Annotated in this window: 15 protein-coding genes and 1 pseudogene; 5 read left to right on the top strand and 11 right to left on the bottom strand. The window is 72.9% G+C overall.

Annotation, left to right across the window (positions count from 1 at the left end; all coding sequences use genetic code 11):
• Window positions 1–3: 3 nt before the first annotated feature.
• Both QC283_RS39650 and QC283_RS23730 read left to right on the top strand, forming a co-directional pair.
• A pseudogene (locus tag QC283_RS39650) lies at window positions 4–126 on the top strand (iron transporter); the annotation flags it as partial.
• Window positions 101–1,126, top strand: coding sequence for a hypothetical protein (locus QC283_RS23730; RefSeq protein ID WP_279563660.1), 1,026 nt, complete (start codon window positions 101–103; stop codon window positions 1,124–1,126). The pseudogene QC283_RS39650 and the gene QC283_RS23730, both read left to right, overlap by 26 nt.
• An 81-nt stretch (window positions 1,127–1,207) precedes the next feature.
• Here the strand turns inward: QC283_RS23730 and QC283_RS23725 are convergent, their stop codons facing one another.
• Both QC283_RS23725 and QC283_RS23720 read right to left on the bottom strand, forming a co-directional pair.
• On the bottom strand, window positions 1,208–1,939 hold the full coding sequence (locus QC283_RS23725) for a bifunctional DNA primase/polymerase (RefSeq protein ID WP_279563659.1): 732 nt from the start codon (window positions 1,937–1,939) through the stop codon (window positions 1,208–1,210).
• 133 nt (window positions 1,940–2,072) lie between these two features.
• Window positions 2,073–2,723 (bottom strand): TetR/AcrR family transcriptional regulator, encoded by a 651-nt coding sequence (locus tag QC283_RS23720; protein ID WP_279563658.1) that lies wholly within the window; start codon window positions 2,721–2,723, stop codon window positions 2,073–2,075.
• A 99-nt stretch (window positions 2,724–2,822) separates the two neighbouring features.
• Here QC283_RS23720 and QC283_RS23715 point away from each other — a divergent pair, with 99 nt between their 5' ends.
• The gene (locus QC283_RS23715) at window positions 2,823–3,086 is read left to right on the top strand and encodes a DUF6243 family protein (protein WP_279563657.1); all 264 of its coding nucleotides are present in this window, start codon (window positions 2,823–2,825) and stop codon (window positions 3,084–3,086) included.
• Here the strand turns inward: QC283_RS23715 and QC283_RS23710 are convergent.
• The 6 genes from QC283_RS23710 to QC283_RS23685 all read right to left on the bottom strand — a co-directional run bounded on the left by QC283_RS23710 (window position 3,081) and on the right by QC283_RS23685 (window position 10,151).
• Window positions 3,081–4,058 (bottom strand): CPBP family intramembrane glutamic endopeptidase, encoded by a 978-nt coding sequence (locus QC283_RS23710; protein ID WP_279563656.1) that lies wholly within the window; start codon window positions 4,056–4,058, stop codon window positions 3,081–3,083. The two genes, QC283_RS23715 and QC283_RS23710, sit on opposite strands and share 6 nt — an antisense overlap.
• Before the next feature lie 159 nt (window positions 4,059–4,217).
• Window positions 4,218–4,880: a response regulator transcription factor gene (locus tag QC283_RS23705; protein WP_279563767.1), complete on the bottom strand. Its 663-nt coding sequence runs from the start codon at window positions 4,878–4,880 to the stop codon at window positions 4,218–4,220.
• A 37-nt stretch (window positions 4,881–4,917) separates the two neighbouring features.
• On the bottom strand, window positions 4,918–6,354 hold the full coding sequence (locus QC283_RS23700) for a sensor histidine kinase (RefSeq protein WP_279563655.1): 1,437 nt from the start codon (window positions 6,352–6,354) through the stop codon (window positions 4,918–4,920).
• 24 nt (window positions 6,355–6,378) lie between these two features.
• Window positions 6,379–7,398 (bottom strand): small ribosomal subunit Rsm22 family protein, encoded by a 1,020-nt coding sequence (locus QC283_RS23695; RefSeq protein WP_279563654.1) that lies wholly within the window; start codon window positions 7,396–7,398, stop codon window positions 6,379–6,381.
• Between the two features lie 63 nt (window positions 7,399–7,461).
• Window positions 7,462–8,520 (bottom strand): serine hydrolase domain-containing protein, encoded by a 1,059-nt coding sequence (locus QC283_RS23690; protein WP_443032676.1) that lies wholly within the window; start codon window positions 8,518–8,520, stop codon window positions 7,462–7,464.
• Between the two features lie 77 nt (window positions 8,521–8,597).
• Window positions 8,598–10,151 carry a multidrug effflux MFS transporter gene (locus QC283_RS23685; protein ID WP_279563653.1) on the bottom strand — a complete coding sequence of 518 codons (1,554 nt, stop codon included), beginning with the start codon at window positions 10,149–10,151 and terminating at the stop codon, window positions 8,598–8,600.
• Between the two features lie 106 nt (window positions 10,152–10,257).
• Here QC283_RS23685 and QC283_RS23680 point away from each other — a divergent pair, with 106 nt between their 5' ends.
• A complete protein-coding gene (locus QC283_RS23680; RefSeq protein WP_279563652.1) occupies window positions 10,258–11,301 on the top strand; it encodes a Gfo/Idh/MocA family protein in 1,044 nt (347 codons plus the stop codon).
• On the opposite strand, the gene QC283_RS23675 is transcribed toward QC283_RS23680, so the two are convergent.
• The gene (locus tag QC283_RS23675; protein ID WP_279563651.1) at window positions 11,288–12,940 is read right to left on the bottom strand and encodes an alkaline phosphatase D family protein; all 1,653 of its coding nucleotides are present in this window, start codon (window positions 12,938–12,940) and stop codon (window positions 11,288–11,290) included. The genes QC283_RS23680 and QC283_RS23675 overlap by 14 nt on opposite strands.
• Window positions 12,941–13,072: 132 nt before the next feature.
• Between QC283_RS23675 and QC283_RS23670 the strand changes: the two genes are divergently transcribed.
• Complete coding sequence (locus QC283_RS23670) at window positions 13,073–13,903, top strand: SDR family oxidoreductase (protein WP_279563650.1); 831 nt, start codon at window positions 13,073–13,075, stop codon at window positions 13,901–13,903.
• A 113-nt stretch (window positions 13,904–14,016) separates the two neighbouring features.
• Here the strand turns inward: QC283_RS23670 and QC283_RS23665 are convergent, their stop codons facing one another.
• Together QC283_RS23665 and QC283_RS23660 are read right to left on the bottom strand one after the other, a co-directional pair.
• Window positions 14,017–15,012, bottom strand: a complete 996-nt coding sequence (locus tag QC283_RS23665; RefSeq protein ID WP_279563649.1) for an aldo/keto reductase — start codon at window positions 15,010–15,012, stop codon at window positions 14,017–14,019.
• A gap of 120 nt (window positions 15,013–15,132) precedes the next feature.
• Entirely contained in the window at window positions 15,133–15,459 is a 327-nt protein-coding gene (locus QC283_RS23660; RefSeq protein WP_279563648.1) for a nuclear transport factor 2 family protein, read from the bottom strand.
• Window positions 15,460–15,502 lie beyond the last annotated feature (43 nt).

Here is a 15,502-nt window from a genome sequence, read left to right as displayed (position 1 = left end):
CGGGAGGTCACGGTGTGGCCGCTGTCCCCCATCCGGGCGTCCGGACGCCACCTCCCCCCGGTAGGGTTCGCCTCCGGGAAGGGGAAGGTGAAGGAACCTGATGAGCAGGGATCGCGGCCCTCGTAGGCCCCGCAGGCTTGGCAAGTGCGCGCTCATATCCGCCTCTGTGACCACTTTGTCGGTCACGGCGAGCGGCTGCGTCGTGGTGCACGGCGAGCGCGAGGTGCTCCCGGCGACCACCCGGGCCGAGGCCGCGAAGGCGCTCCAGGAGTTCACCTCCGCGTACAACGCGGCCGACAAGGCGTACGACGCCTCCCTGGACGCCGAGCACACCACCGGCGCGCTCGCCGCCATCGACTCGGCGCGGCTGAAGGCGGGCCTGGCCAACAACCCGGACGGCAACGCGTCGCACACGCCGCTGGAGCTGACGGACGCGGAGTTCACGATTCCGAAGAAGGCGGGCTGGCCGCGCTGGTTCGTCGCGGACGCCAAGGGCAACAAGGGCGGCGACGCGCGCTGGCTGCTGGTCTTCACCCGCGACGGCCTGGAGGAGACCTGGCAGGCGGCGTACCTGACGCTGGTCGCCCCCGACAAGATGCCCGAGTTCAAGACGGACCCGGACGGCTGGGCCGAGGCCGTCCCCGCGAACTCGACCGACCTGGCCGTTCCGCCCGCCGACCTGAGCAAGGGCTACACGACGTACCTGAAGGACGGCGGTAGGACCTTCGCGGACGGTGCCCACACCAGTGCCTGGCGGGAGACGCGCGAGAAGCGGTCGATCCGCCCCGGCCTGGTCACCCAGTACATCGACGAGCCGCTGACGAACGGCGACTACGCGCCGCTGGCGCTGCGTACGAAGGACGGCGGGGCGCTGGTGTTCTTCAGCACGCGGCACTACGAGAAGCAGACCGCCGCGCAGGGTGCGTCCGTACCTACGCCGAACAAGGACGTGCTGGCGCTGACGGACGGCGAGATCAAGCAGTCCCTGACGATGGAGTTCGTCTCCAACGAGGTCGCGCTCGACCCGGCGGACGGCTCGGAAGGCGGTTCGGGGGACGGTGCCGGGGGCGGCCAGGTGTCGGTCCTGGGGCGGGTCCAGGGGATGACGTCGGCGAAGGGCGAGTAGCCGCCGGTGACACCGGGCGCGCTCAGCGGCGGGTGAGCCGGCCGGGCGCGATCAGCTGCGCGGGAGCCGATCCGGGCTCGCTCAGCGGCGCAGGGGCCAGGCCGTGCCCGCGTGGTCGCTCTCCTCGCCGGCGTGCCGGGCGCAGGCGTCGGTGAGGGTCTCCAGCAGGGTCAGCGGGTCCGGCAGCGGGTGCTCGGGGCCGCGTACCCAGCGCACCGCCCGGTCCTCACCGGGCAGGCGGGCGGGCGGTACGAGGACGTAGGAGCCCCGGCAGTGCCAGCGCAGGCCGGGATGCTCGTCCATCGTCTCGGGGTGGCAGTCCAGCTCGCAGGGCCACCACTCGTCCTCCTGCGCGGGGGTGCCGCGGGTGAGGGTGAACAGCAGCATGCGGCCGTCGTCGCTCTCGGCGACCGGGCCGACCTCGATGCCGGCGTCGAGCAGGCGCTGAAACGCCTCGCGACCGGCCTGGAGGGGGACGTCGAGGACGTCGTGCACCATGCCGGTCGCGGTGATGAAGTTGGCCTCGGGCTGGTGGCGGGCCCAGCGCTCGATCTGCGCGCGGTCGGTGGTCGACTGCGTCTGCCAGGCGAACGACACCGGGTGCCGGGCGGGGGTGGGACAGCCGACACGGTCGCAGGAGCAGCGGTATCCGGCCGGGTGCGCGGCGGGCGCCAGGGGCAGTCCCGCATCGGCGGCGGCGAGCAGCAGATCCTCCCGGCCACCGTCACCGGCGGCCTCCTTGGGGCGGCGTCCGCGCAGCCACTGGGAGAGTTTGCCCTGCAGACCACTCCGACCGCCGAACTCCGCGCTCATCTATCCCCTTCGCCTCGCCGTCGTGCGCACCAGCATGCCCTATGGTCGCACCATTCCGCGCTTCGGGGTCGGGAAGGGACAAACTTCCCTGGTCAGCCCTTCTCGTCGGCCCTCCCGGGCCGGCCCTTCCCGGTCACCGGGGGGCGAGACCGTGGAGCGCGTAGTCGACGAGCGTGTCGGTGTACTCGTGGGAGATCGGGCCCGTGCGCTGCAGCCAGCGCTGGGCGAGCGGCGAGACGAAGAGTTCGAGGGCGATGCGCGGGTCGATCTCCGGACGGACCGCACCGGTGTCCTGTTCCGCGCGCAGCCGTTCGGCGAAGAGCTGGAGCGACGGCTCCAGGAGCCCGGTCACGACCTCACGGCCGAGTTGCTCGTTGACCACGCCCTCCGCGGCGAGGGCACGGTAGGGGGCCTCGAACTTCGGGTCGCCCAGCTCGTCGACGGTGGCGCGCAGCACACTCTTGAGGTCGGCGGCGAGGTCGCCGGTGTCCGGGATGCCGGGATCCTGCTCCCCGCCGGTCTGCACGGCCTGTTCACCGAGGTCGAGAAAGGCTTCCAGCAGGACGTCCGCCTTCGAGGACCACCAGCGGTAGATGGTCTGTTTGCCGACGCCGGCGCGGGTGGCGATGCCCTCGATGGTGGTCCTCGGGTAACCGACCTCCGCGACGAGCTCGAGGGCCGCGCTGTAGATGGCCCGGCGGGACCGCTGACTGCGACGGGTGGCGTCGGGATGCTGCCTGTCGGGGGCGGGTGTCGGGGCGTGGGCTGATTTCTGGACGGCCATGGCTCGAATTTATCAGGTTGACAAGACGGTGCGTCTCGCCGGACAGTAAAACCGAAGGAAAGCACGAGACGAAACGTCTCGTATCGAGAGGAGGGGCCCATGGCCCGAGGTGGAGCCGGAAACATGCTGGGTGTCGGCGGCACACGCCGGACGCTCAGCCGCAACGCCCTGCGCGGCGGCGACCGGAACGGCCGGATCGGCGGCGGACTGGACCCGCAGGCCCAGAAGCGGGAACTGCTGCGAAAGCTCCAGGCACGACAGCAGGAGCAGGACCGGCAGGACCAGCGCGACCAACCGGTCCGGCAGGATCGGCAGGATCGGCAGGATCGGCGGGGAGCGGACACCGCCGGCGAGGCGTCATGAGCGCACCGTGTCGGGGGCCGGCTCGTAACCGAGCCGGCCCCTCGTCGCGATCAGCAGGACCGCCGCCACGACGACGGAGCTGACCAGGAAGGTGTGGCCGGCGTGCTCGCGACCCAACTCCGGGAACATGTCCGACCAGAGGACGGAGTTGAAGTTGTTGACACTCACGTGCAGCAGCATCGTCACCGGCAGGCTCTGACCGGTGCGGTTGAACACCCAGGTCATCACCAGGCTGAAGGCGATCGTCGTGGCGATGAACTCCACCGGCTCCCACCAGGCCACGTCCGGGTACTCGGCCCACTCGGTCAGGAACAGGGGCAGGTGCCACATGCCCCACAGCAGGCCGACGATCACGGAGCCGAGCAGGGCGCCGGAGCGGCGCTGGATGATCGGCATGGCGAAGTCGCGCCAGCCGGGTTCCTCGGCGAGACCGGTCGTCACCATCTGCATGATCAAACCGGGCACGAACCCGGCCAGCGCCACCGCGCCGGGCATGACCGGTGAGTCGCCGCCGACGACCGTCGCGGTCACGATCAGCACCGCGGGCACCGCGACGATCACCGCGACGTACCACCGCCAGTCGACGCGCCACTTCGTCATCCGTCCCGCCCAGGCCCGCAGCCCCGGCCGGCCCTCGGTCGCCGCGGTGACCAGCAGCGCCGACAGGATGGGGCCGAGGTAGGCGCCGGGCAGCATGCCCAGCAGCTGACCGCCGGCCAAGCCGCCCGGGAAGGTGAAGCCCAGGACGCCCAGGCCGTTCCCGCCGAGGACGTACGGGGTCCACGCCACCCAGCTCAGCCCGAAGGCCAGGGCGAAGAACCAGGTCAGGGGGTGCCGACGGAGGCTGCCCCGGAGGCCGCGCGACCCGCCGTCCGGGCTGTCGTCGGGGCCGGTTCCCCAACTCGCCCGGTGCGTGGGCGCGATGTGCGGCTCCGGAGCGGATCCGGTGCCGGTCTGTGCGTGCGTGCTCACCGCGATGTCCTTTCGGGGTGGCTGAACCGATGTGCTGAACCGAGGTGCTGAACCAACGTGTTCAGCACACCAGTCGCACCCCCGGGAAACATTGCCGCGCACGCCCCGACCCGGAGTACAGCAGGCTGTACTCCGCGGGTCGGCGCGGGTCGGCGCGGGTCAGCGGGGCTGCGCCCGCGCGTTCTCCAGGTAGTGCAGGACGGCCGCCACGCGCCGGTCGACCTGGTCGGCCGGGGACAGGTCGAGCTTGGCGAAGATGCTGCGGATGTGCTTGTGGACCGCTCCGTCGGTGACGACGAGCCGTCCGGCGATCGCGCTGTTGCCCAGGCCCTCGGCCATCAGGGCGAGCACCTCGCGCTCACGGCGGCTCAGACGCTCCAGGCGGGTGTCCTGGCGGGTCCGGGTGAACAACTGGGCGACGACCTCGGGGTCGATGGCGGTGCCCCCGGCCGCGACCCTGCGCAGCGCCCGCATGAACTCCTCGACCCGCCCGACGCGTTCCTTGAGCAGGTAGCCGATACCGTCCACCCCGCCGGTGAGCAGGTCGGTGGCGAAGGACTGCTCCACGTACGCGGACAGCACCAGGACGGCCAACGCGGGGCGGCGCCGCCGGGCCTCGACGGCCGCGCGGACGCCCTCGTCGGTGTGGGTGGGCGGCATGCGTACGTCCAGGATGGCCACGTCGGGCTCGTGCTCGTCGATGGCGTCGAGCACCGACTCGCCGGTGTCCGCGGTGGCCACCACGTCCAGGCCCTCCGCACGCAGCAGCAGGGCGAGCCCCTCGCGCAGCAACGGGTCGTCCTCGGCGATCACGATCCGCAGGGCGCGGCTCACGCCGCCGGTCGTGCCACGGTCCACTTCATGTTCCACGGGGGAGGTCCACTTCCAAGGTCGTCGGTCCGCCGGGCGGGCTGGCCAGGCGGAGGGTGCCGTCATGGGCCGCGACACGACGCCGGATACCGGTCAGCCCCGAACCCCCGCCCTCGTCCGCACCGCCCCGGCCGTCGTCCTCGATCACCAGCCGCAACCGCCCGCCACGCCCCCGCACCCACACCGACGCCCGACCCGCACCACTGTGCTTCGCCACATTCGTCAACGCCTCCGCCACGACGAAATACGCCGTCGCCTCCACCGACGCCGCGCTCCGCTCAGGCACATCCGCCTCCACCCGGCACGGCACCCCGCAGTCCGCCGCCAGCCCCGACAACGCCCCCGCCAGCCCACGGTCCGCCAACACCGGCGGCAGAATCCCCCGCGCCACCGCACGCAACTCGCCCAACGCCTCCTCCGCCGCCGACTGCGCCCGCTCCAGCAACGCGTCCGCGCCCGCCGGATCACGCACCGCCATCCGACGCGCCGCGCCCAGCAACACCGTCACCGACACCAACCGGTTCTGCGCACCGTCGTGCAACGACCGCTCGATCCGCCGCAACTCCGTCGCGTGCGCGTCCAACGCCGCCGCCCGCGTCGCCGTCAACTCCGCCACCCGCAACGACAGATCCGTACCCGGACCCGCCACCAGCAACCGCCGCCCCGGACCCGCCTGCAACCCCGCCATACCCGGCCCCAGCCCCAGGACGATCGCGATCCAGCCCACGCCCAGCAGCGCCGCCGCGATGGCGTCCGGCCAGGTCTCGGCGGTCCCGATGCCCACGGAGGTGGCGGTCGGGTCCCCGGGCCCGAGCCGCCACCACAGGGGGAAGGTGGTGTCCCGGACGGCGAACAGCGGAAGCAGGGCGCCGAGCAGCCCCAGAAGGAAACCGAGGCCGGCGTGCCGGACCAGCCAGCGCAGCTCACGCCGGGTGGTCGCATCGGCCAGGGCGAGCCGCAGCCCAGTGGGCGGCGGGTCGGGGGCGATGATCTCGGGTCCCCAGCGGCCCAGCCGTTTCCGTTCCAGTGCGGCGAGGGCGTGCAGCGCCCGCAGCGCGGTCGGGGCCACGAGCAGGCCGACGCCGACCAGGCAGGCCAGGGCGATGAGGGCGATCGCGCAGAGGAGCAGCAGGGCGAGGACCGCCGTGCCGAGACCACCGGTGAGCTGCCGCACCGCCGCGAGCGCGGCGGAGAGGGTGGCGGACGAGGTGGTGGAGAAGGATGAAGCGGCGGAGGCGGCCGGAGCGGCGGAGGCGGACGAGGCAGACGAGGCAGACGAGGCAGACGAGGCGGACGAGGCGTCGGAGAGGATCGGTGTGGCGGAGAGGGAGGGTGTGGCGGAGGTGGGGCCCCCGCGTCCGTGGGGCCGGTCGCCGGCCGTGCTGTCCCGCCGTGTCGCCATCCGCCTGTCCCCCGCTGTCGCCATCCGTGCCTCCCTCAGCCAACGACCCTACTGCGTAGGGGGATTGCCCTCCGACGGAGGCCAGGAATCGCCCCAGTCCGCGTCGCGCGCGGCCTTGTACAGGTCGCCGTGGCGCTTGGTGACCGTCCGGCGGCGCAGCTGCTCGTGCGGGCTGGACGGCGACGTCTCGCACAGGTCGAGCAGGACCTGGCCCTTGCGGATCTGCGGACGCCGGACCACCCGGGAGGGTGCCGGGGCGACCGGGAGGCGAGTGGCGGCGACGTAGCTGAACTTCTCGTCCTCGTAGGCGAGGGAGCCGCCCTTGACCTGGCGGTGCAGGGAGGAACGGCTGACCCGCGCGGCGAAGTGGCACCAGTCCGTGCCGGGCACGATGGGGCAGGCGGCGCTGTGCGGGCAGGGGGCGGCGACCTGGAACCCGGCGGAGATCAGCCGGTCGCGGGCCTCGATGACGCGGGCGTAACCGTCGGGGGTGCCAGCCTCGACGATCACGACGGCCCGCGCGGCGGTGGCGGCGGCGTCGACGAGCGCGGCGCGGTCGGGGCCGGTCAGCTCGTTGAGGACGTAGGAGACGGTGACGAGATCAGTGCTCTCGATGGTGAGCGCCGCTCCGATACGAGAGCGCTGCCAGCGGACGTCTCGCAGGGCGGGGTGGGCGGTGGCGATCTCCCGGCCGAGGGCGAGCGCGGGCTCGGCCCAGTCGAGCACGGTCACCGGACGCACACCGTCCCAGGTGGCACCGGCGGCCCAGGTCGCCGCGCCGGTCCCGCCGCCGACGTCGACATGGCTCCCGGGTACCCACCCGGGGACGGCGTCCGCGAAAGCCGCCAGCGCCGACCGCACCGCGGCGAAGGTCGCCGGCATGCGGTAGGCGGCGTAGGCGACGACGTCGGCGCGGTCGCGCAGGATCGGGGCGTCGGTCGGGGTGGCCCCGCGGTAGTTGGCGATCAGCCGTTCCACGGCCTGGGCGGCCTGCCGGGGCGGCAGCCCGTCGACCAGGTCGGCGAGGGCGGCACGCAGGGCGTCGGCGGGGTTGGCGGGGTCGTTCACCCGCTGATTCTACGGGTCGGGCCGAGTGGGCCGGCGGCGTACGGGATGCCGCGGGCGCCCCGCTCAGTTCTCCCGCACCGCCCGCACGGCCCGCGCCACCCGCGTCCCCAGCGCCGCCCGGGGCCGGCTGTCCGGGGCGCGGCGACGGGGATGGACCGTGTTGGCGAGAAGGACCGCGAAGGTGTCCGTCGCCCGGTCGAGGACCAGCATCGTGCCCGTGAAGCCGGTGTGTCCGGCCGCTCCGCGCCCCGCCAGCTCGCCCATGAACCACGGCTGGTCGAGGGCGAACCCGAGCCCCGGCTCGGTCAGGAGCAGTTCCACGAAGTCGGGGCCGAGGATGCGCGCGGGCCCGTACGAGCCGCCCGCGAGCAGCGCCCGGCAGAAGACGGCGAGGTCCCGGCCCGTCGAGAACAGCCCCGCGTGACCGGCCACCCCGCCCAGCGCCCACGCGTTCTCGTCGTGGACGACGCCCCGCAGCATCCCCCGGTCCGCCTTGGCCCACGGTCGCCGCTGGTCCTCCGTCGCCGCCGCACCCGGGCACGGCCCGAAGTGTGTCGCCGCCATGCCCAGCGGCCGGGTGATCCCGTCGTGGACGAGGACGTCGAGGCCGCGGCCGGTGATGCGTTCCAGGACCTGCTGGAGGAGCAGCATGTTCAGGTCCGAGTAGCAGTATGTGCCAGGCACCCCCACCGGCGGCTCCGCGCGCAGCCGGCGCAGCCGGTCCTCGTCGTCGGCGCAGTCGTACAGCGGGAGTTCGGGCCGCAGCCCGGAGGTGTGGGTGAGCAGCTGCCGCACCGTGACGCCGTGCGCGGCAGCGGCCCGGAAGTCCGGCAGATACGCCCCGACCTCGGCGTCGATGCCGAGCGTGCCCCGTTCGATCTGCTGCACGGCGGCGACCGCCGTGAACACCTTGGTGAGGGACGCCAGGTCGAAGGGCGTACCGACGGTCATCGGCACCCGGGAGCCGGCGGGCAGTTCCACGCCCGTGTCGGTGCGCGGGTCGTAGGAGGCGTAGCGCACGGCCCAGCCCGCCGCCTCCTCGACGGCGAGCACGGGTCCGCGGCCGACGGCCACGACGGCGCCCGCCGCCCAGGGACGCTCGCCGGTGGTGAGGTCGTGCACCTCCTCGACGACACGGCGGAGCTGCTCGGGGTCGAGTCCGGCCCGCTCCGGCGTGTCGCTGCGCAGTCTCGGAGTGCTCAGCGCTCCTCTCCCTCCCCGACCGCACGCCTTGCCGTGCTTCCTGGCGCGCTTCCTGGCGCGCTTCCTGGCGTGCCTGGCGCGCCTGCCGTGCCTGCCGTCGTGCCGCCTGCCGTGCCTTCTGTCGCACGCGCTGTCGCCCGTCCCGCGGCAGGACGGCACATCCCCACCAGGAAGGCGAGCGCGATCAGCGCCGCCACAAGCTGGACGACGGCCATCGGAAGAGCGGTGTCCTCCCCCGCGACCCCGACGAGCGGGGAGGCGACGGCGCCGATGAGGAAGGAGGACGTGCCGAGCAGCGCGGAGGCGGACCCCGCGGACTTCTTGACCCGCATCAGGGCGAGCGCCTGGGTGTTGGGCATGCTGATGCCCATCGCGGACATCAGCACGAACAGCGCGACGGCGACCGGCACGAGGCCGACCTCGCCGAAGACGCCCAGCGTCATCAGCAGCAGGGCGGTCGCGGCGCCGATGACGATCAGGAGGCCGAGGCCCAGCACCCGGTCCAGCCGGACCCGTCCGACCAGGATCTTGCCGTTGATCTGTCCGACGACGATCAGGCCGATCGAGTTGACGCCGAACAGCAGGCTGAACATCTGCGGGGAGGCGCCGTAGATCTCCTGGATGACGAACGGGGACGCCGAGACGTAGGCGAACAGCGCGGCGAAGGTGAAGCCGCCCGCGAGCATGTACCCGGTGAAGGCGCGGTCGGCGAGCAGGCCGCGCATCGCGCGGACGGTGTCGCCGACGCCGCCGGCGTGCCGTTCGGCGGCCGGCAGCGTCTCGGGCAGCTTGGCCCAGACGGTCACGCCCAGCACCACCCCGACCACGGTGAGCACGACGAACACGCCCCGCCAGTCCGTGATGCGCAGGACCTGCCCGCCGATGAGCGGCGCGACGACGGGGGCGACGCCGGAGATCAGCATGAGGGTGGAGAAGAAGCGGGCCATGGCCATGCCGTCGTAGAGGTCGCGGACGACCGCCCGGGCGATGACTATCCCGGCGGCACCCGCGAGCCCCTGCGCCAGCCGGAAGGCGATGAGGAGTTCGACGTTGGGGGCGATCGCGCACAGGACGGTGGCGACGACGTAGGCGGCGAGGCCGGCCAGGAGCGGGCGGCGACGGCCCCACTTGTCGCTCATCGGTCCTACGACGAGCTGGCCGAGGGCCATGCCGGCCAGGCAGGCGGTGAGCGTGAGCTGGACGGTCGCGGCGGGCGCGCCCAGGGACCGGGTGACCTCCGGGAGGGCGGGGAGGTACATGTCCAGCGCCAGCGGCGGCGTGGCGGTCAGGCTGCCGAGGATGAGGGTGACGAGCAGGCTGGTGCGGCGGGTGGCGCGCAGCGAGCGGGCGGCCGGTCCCGTTTCCGGTCCGGCCGCGCGGGGCGTGTGCGGTTGTGGGGCGACCGGTTGTGGAGTGGCCTGCTGCGGAGTGGCCTGCTGCGGAGTGGCCGGTTGTTGGGTGGCCTGAGGTGACGTGGCCGATTGTTGGGTGGCCGGTTGGTGGGTGGTCGGTTGCGGCGTGCGCCGTATGGACGGCCCGCGCTCGGGCATGTGCCCCTCCCTGTTCGACAGATCCGGCACCTATGCTCTCAGCTCGTACGGACTTGAACGAACAGACTCGAACGAACCTGAGCGAGGGTGGGGCAGGGTGTCAGCGGTGAGCGGGCAGAAGGTGCGCTGGGGGATTCTGGCGACCGGCGGTATGGCGGCGAGGTTCACGGCGGATCTGGTCGATCTGCCGGACGCGGAGGTCGTGGCGGTGGCCTCGCGGACCGAGGCCTCGGCGAAGGAGTTCGCGGAGCGGTTCGGGATACCGCGGGCCTACGGCGACTGGGAGACACTGGCGCGGGACGAGGACGTCGACGTGGTGTACGTCGCGACCCCGCACTCGGCGCACCGGACGGCCGCCGGCCTGTGCCTGGAGGCGGGACGGAACGTGCTGTGCGAGAAGCCGTTCACGCTGAACGCGCGCGAGGCGGAGGAACTGGTCGCGCTCGCCCGCCGGAGCGGCAGCTTCCTGATGGAAGCGATGTGGATGTACTGCAACCCGATGGTGCGGCGGCTGAAGACACTGGTCGACGACGGTGCGATCGGCGAGGTCCGCAGTCTGCAGGCGGACTTCGGACTGGCCGGACCCTTCCCTCCCGCGCACCGGCTGCGGGACCCGGCGCAGGGCGGCGGCGCGCTGCTCGACCTGGGCGTCTACCCGGTGTCGTTCGCCCAGCTGCTGCTCGGTGAGCCGTCGGACATCGCGGCGCGAGCAGTGCTCTCGGAGGAGGGCGTCGATCTCCAGACAGGTGCACTGCTCTCTTATGAGAGCGGCGCTCTCGCTTCGGTGCACTGCTCCATCACCGGCGGTACGCCCAACTCCGCCTCGATCACGGGCTCCAAGGGCCGTATCGACGTCCCGGACGGCTTCTTCTTCCCGGACCGCTTCGTGCTGCACCGGGACGGCCAGGAGCCGGAGGAGTTCCGCGCCGACCCGGCCGACGGCACCCGGGACAGCCTCCAGCACGAGGCCCGGGAGGTGATGCGCGCGCTGCGCGCCGGTGAGACCGAGTCCCCGCTGGTCCCGCTCGACGGCACCCTGGCCGTGATGCGGACGCTCGACGCGATCCGGAACCGCGTCGGCGTCCGCTACCCGGGAGAAACGGGCGAGCACCCGGAAGAGACGGGCGCGCCGGTCGTCACGCCGGCTTGAGGCCCTGCTCCCCCACCTCCGTCACGAACGACGCGGCGGTCGTGAGCGGCGCGCCCTCGGTGGTCACATGGGACACCGTCTTGAAGTCGGCGCGCGCCAGCTCACGGCCGAGCGACACCGTCGTGTAGCCGCGCCGCCCGTCGAAGAACCTCAGGTGCGGGTTGGCGGCCATGAGCGTGTCCCAGTTGGACGGCTTCTCCGAGCCGTCGCGGCCGCTCGTGACGGAGGTGGTGACGATCTCGGTGCCCAGGGTCCGGGAGCCGGGGTCGTCGAAGTCGCGCTTGATGTCGAAGCCGTAGTGCACGTGTACGTCGCCGGTGAGGACCATCAGGTTCTCGACGCCGGCGGCCTGCGCGCCGGCCAGCACCCGCTCGCGGGAGGCCGGGTAGCCGTCCCAGGAGTCCATGGAGACCTTGGACGGTGAGGCGGTGGAGTTGAACCGCTGCGAGAAGGTGACCTGCTGGGGCACCACGTTCCACAGGGCGTTCGACCGGTGCCAGCCGTTGATCAGCCAGCGTTCCTGGGCGTCGCCGGTCAGCGTGCGCGAGGGGTCCTCGGACTCCGGCCCCGGGAACTGCCAGCCGTCGCCGTAGGCCTGGTTGGAGCGGTACTGCCGGGTGTCGAGCACGTCGAACTGGGCCAGCCGGCCCCAGTGCAGGCGGCGGTAGAGCCGCAGGTCGGCGCCGTCGGGCAGGTGCGGGCGGCGCAGCGGCATGTTCTCCCAGTAGGCACGGTAGGCGGCGGCCCGGCGGATGAGGAACTCCTCCGGCGGAACGCTGTTCTCCGGCGTCTCGCCGGCGTAGTTGTTCTCGGTCTCGTGGTCGTCCCAGGTGACGACGAACGGGTGCGCGGCGTGCGCGGCCCGCAGGTCGGGGTCCGACTTGTAGAGGGCGTACCGCAGTCGGTAGTCCTCCAGCGTCACCGTCTCGCGGTTGAACAGGGCGGGCAGCGTGCCGGCCGGGTAGGCGCGGGAGCCGGCGACGTCGTTGACGGCGTACTCGTAGAGGTAGTCGCCGAGGTGGAGGACGACGTCCACGTCCTCCCGGGCGAGGTGCCGGTACGCGGTGTAGTAGCCCTGGTCGTAGCGCTGGCAGGAGACCAGGCCGAAGGTGAGGTCGGACACCCGGCTGCGCTCGGCGGGCGCGGTGCGGGTGCGGCCGGCCGGGCTGACCCAGCGGCCGGCGCGGAAGCGGTAGTAGTAGACGTGGCCGGGGGCGAGGTGGTCGACCTCGACGTGGACGGTGTGGTGGAACTCGGGGTGGGCGGTGGTTCTGCCCCGTCTGACGACGCGGCGGAACCGTTCGTCCAGGGCCAGTTCCCAGCCGACGTCGACGCGTTTGGCGGGCAGTCCGCTGTCGGCCTGGTACGGGACGGGGGCCAGGCGCGTCCAGAGCAGGACGGAGCCGGGGTGCGGGTCGCCGGAGGCGACGCCGAGCGTGAAGGGGTCGTCGGTGAGCTGTGCCGCGTCGAGTTCGGCGGCGCTCGCGGTGCCGGCGCCCGGCAGGTTCACGGAGAAGGCGAGCGCCGCGGCGGCGCCGGTGACGGTCAGGAAGCGGCGGCGGCCCAGTTTCCGGGCGGCGGCGCGGAGTTCGGGGGTGTGCGAGGGCTGGGGCCGGGCCTGGTGGTTCGCGGGTGTCATCCGTTCCTCCCCTTGCGGTGGTTGCCAGGGGCATTCGAATGGCCGGGGACGACGACCTCTTGGCGCGGACATGTCGAGCTCACATCGGAAGGATGAGTTCCGCATGATCCGCCACGCGTACGCTGCCGACTCATGAACACCGTGAGAACCACTGCCGAGGAACAGGCCGGACAGGAGCATTCCGGCGAGACGCGCGCCGGCGAGGAAAGGGCGCCGCGCGTCGCCGTCGTCACGGGCGCCGGTTCCGGCATCGGCCGGGCGGTCGCCGTCGAACTGCTGGCGGCGGGCTGGTCGGTGGCTCTCGCCGGCCGACGGCCCGAGACGCTGGAGGAGACGGCAGCCCTGGCACCCCCGGGCAGCGCGACGGCACTCCCCGTCCGTGCCGACGTGTCCCGACCGGCGGACGTGGACGCCCTGTTCGCCGCCGTACGCGACCACTTCGGACGGCTGGACCTGCTGTTCAACAACGCCGGGACGTTCGGCCCGGGCGGTGTGCCCGTCGAGGAACTGCCCTACGAGGCGTGGCGGCACGTGGTGGACACCAACCTCAACGGTGCGTTCCTGTGCGCGCAGGCGGCGTACCGGCGGATGAAGGAGCAGGACCCGCAGGGCGGCCGGATCATCAACAACGGCTCGATCTCGGCCCACACCCCGCGCCCCCACTCGGTGGCCTACACGGCGACGAAGCACGCGCTGACGGGCCTGACCAAGTCACTCTCGCTGGACGGCCGGCCCCACAACATCGCGGTCGGTCAGATCGACATCGGCAACGCGGCGACCGCCATGACGGCCGGCATGCGGACCGGCGCGCTCCAGGCCGACGGGGAGACGGCACCCGAGCCGGTGATGGACGTCGCCGACGTGGCGCGCACGGTGCGGCACATGGCGGAGCTGCCGCTGGAGGCGAACGTGCAGTTCGCGACGGTCATGGCGACGGCGATGCCGTACGTGGGGCGGGGCTGAGGGCGCCACGCGCCGCCCTCACCGTTCCGCCCCACCGAGTGCGGTGGATCCCGCGTAGGACCGCGGGACACGCCCGGTGGGCGGAACGGCCGCCGCAATCACCACCGCCCGATTCAGCGTCCCAGGACGCTGTCGACGGCCGCCATCTGCTCACCGCTGAGCGGCCCCTTGGCCAGCGCGTCCGCGTTCTCCTCGGCCTGCGCGACGGAACGGAACCCGGGGATCGGCACGGTGCGCGGGCTGCGCGCCCACAGCCAGGCCAGGGCGCCCTGGGCGGGCGTACGGCCGTCCGCGGTGAGGACGTCCCGGAGCGCCTCCACCCGCGCCACCCACCGCGGGTCGGCGCCGGCACCGTCCCCGAACCCCGGCAGCCAGGCGGGCGGCCTGCTGCGGATGTCCCCCGACTCCAGGACCCGGCCGCCAGTGTGCCGGCCGCTGAGCAGGCCCATGGCCAGCGGGCTGCGGTTGACGCTCGCCAGTCCCGAGGCCTCGCACAGGGCGATCATCTCGGGCGCGTCCTGGAGCACGTTGGCCCGGTGCTGCATGGCCGCGCAGTGCTCCCCGGTCGCGAACACGGCGGCGCGCTCGGGGTCGTCCGTGCTCCAGGCGTAGGCGCGCACGAGCCCCTCTCGTACGAACTCCTCGCATACGTCGCGCAGTTCCGCCGCACGCCGGGGATCGGTGTCGCCGAGGTGCAGTTGGTAGAGGTCGACGTGGTCGGTGCCCAGGCGCTCCAGTGACGCGGTGAGCGCCTTGCGGGCGTACGCCGGTGAGTCGTCGGCGCCGGTGAGGGTGCGGGTGTCCGGGTCGAAGACGTTGCCCCACTTGGTGGCGACGACCACGTCGTCCCGTCGCCGGCCGAGGGCGCGGCCCAGCAGGCGTTCGCTGTGGCCGGTGCCGTAGACATCGGCGGTGTCGAAGAAGGTGACGCCGAGGTCGAGGGCGCGCCGGATCGCCCGTACGGACTCCTCGTCGTCGACGCGGCCCCAGCCGAGCGGATGCCCTTCGGCGTCCTGCCACTCCCCGCCGATCGCCCAGCAGCCGAACCCGAGCGCGCTGACCTCGATGCCGCTGCGGCCGAGGGTTCTGGTGGTCCCGTTCGTTTCCATGCCGGGGACACTAGGAATTGAAGCGCACGCGAAGGCAAGGCCCGAGCAGACCACAGCGGAGCAGCCCGGAGCGGACGGGGCGGGGCGGGGCGGGGCGGGACGCCCGGCGTGCGGGTGGGGCTACGCCTGCCCGGTCTCGAACCGCGCGATCCGCCCGTCCTCGTCCACGGTGAAGCTCCACCGCGTACGCATCTCGCCCCAGGTGTCGTTGCGGTAGCGGGCGATGAGGGCCCGCCCGCCGTTCGACTCGTTGTCGACCTCCATGTGACCGTGGGAGGAGAAGATCTCCTGGTCGATCCACTGGGCGAGGTCCCGGTCGTCCCCGTCGTCGGCCATGGTGGCGTCCGGCGCGAGCAGCCCGAGGAAGGCCTCGCGGTCGTGGGCGTTGACGGCGGCGACGAAGGCGCGGACGGCCGGGTCGCTGAGTCGTGTGGTCTGAATGGTCATGCCGGCCAGGGTCACACCGCCCCCGGACCTCCGCCACCCGGCC

The organism is Streptomyces sp. DH41 (assembly GCF_029813785.1).
In the GTDB taxonomy this organism is placed as follows: Bacteria; Actinomycetota; Actinomycetes; order Streptomycetales; family Streptomycetaceae; genus Streptomyces.
The sequence above is the reverse complement of the archived record's forward strand: the minus strand, read 5'-3'. Positions and strand labels throughout refer to the sequence as shown.

What these genes read in the sequence shown, in the direction of transcription:
- QC283_RS23730 (WP_279563660.1), top strand. Translation starts at nt 101, where the DNA reads ATGAGCAGGGATCGCGGCCCTCGTAGGCCCCGCAGGCTTGGCAAGTGC.
- QC283_RS23725 (WP_279563659.1), bottom strand. Translation starts at nt 1,939, where the DNA reads ATGAGCGCGGAGTTCGGCGGTCGGAGTGGTCTGCAGGGCAAACTCTCC.
- QC283_RS23720 (WP_279563658.1), bottom strand. Translation starts at nt 2,723, where the DNA reads ATGGCCGTCCAGAAATCAGCCCACGCCCCGACACCCGCCCCCGACAGG.
- QC283_RS23715 (WP_279563657.1), top strand. Translation starts at nt 2,823, where the DNA reads ATGGCCCGAGGTGGAGCCGGAAACATGCTGGGTGTCGGCGGCACACGC.
- QC283_RS23700 (WP_279563655.1), bottom strand. Translation starts at nt 6,354, where the DNA reads ATGGCGACAGCGGGGGACAGGCGGATGGCGACACGGCGGGACAGCACG.
- QC283_RS23685 (WP_279563653.1), bottom strand. Translation starts at nt 10,151, where the DNA reads ATGCCCGAGCGCGGGCCGTCCATACGGCGCACGCCGCAACCGACCACC.
- QC283_RS23675 (WP_279563651.1), bottom strand. Translation starts at nt 12,940, where the DNA reads ATGACACCCGCGAACCACCAGGCCCGGCCCCAGCCCTCGCACACCCCC.
- QC283_RS23670 (WP_279563650.1), top strand. Translation starts at nt 13,073, where the DNA reads ATGAACACCGTGAGAACCACTGCCGAGGAACAGGCCGGACAGGAGCAT.
- QC283_RS23665 (WP_279563649.1), bottom strand. Translation starts at nt 15,012, where the DNA reads ATGGAAACGAACGGGACCACCAGAACCCTCGGCCGCAGCGGCATCGAG.
- QC283_RS23660 (WP_279563648.1), bottom strand. Translation starts at nt 15,459, where the DNA reads ATGACCATTCAGACCACACGACTCAGCGACCCGGCCGTCCGCGCCTTC.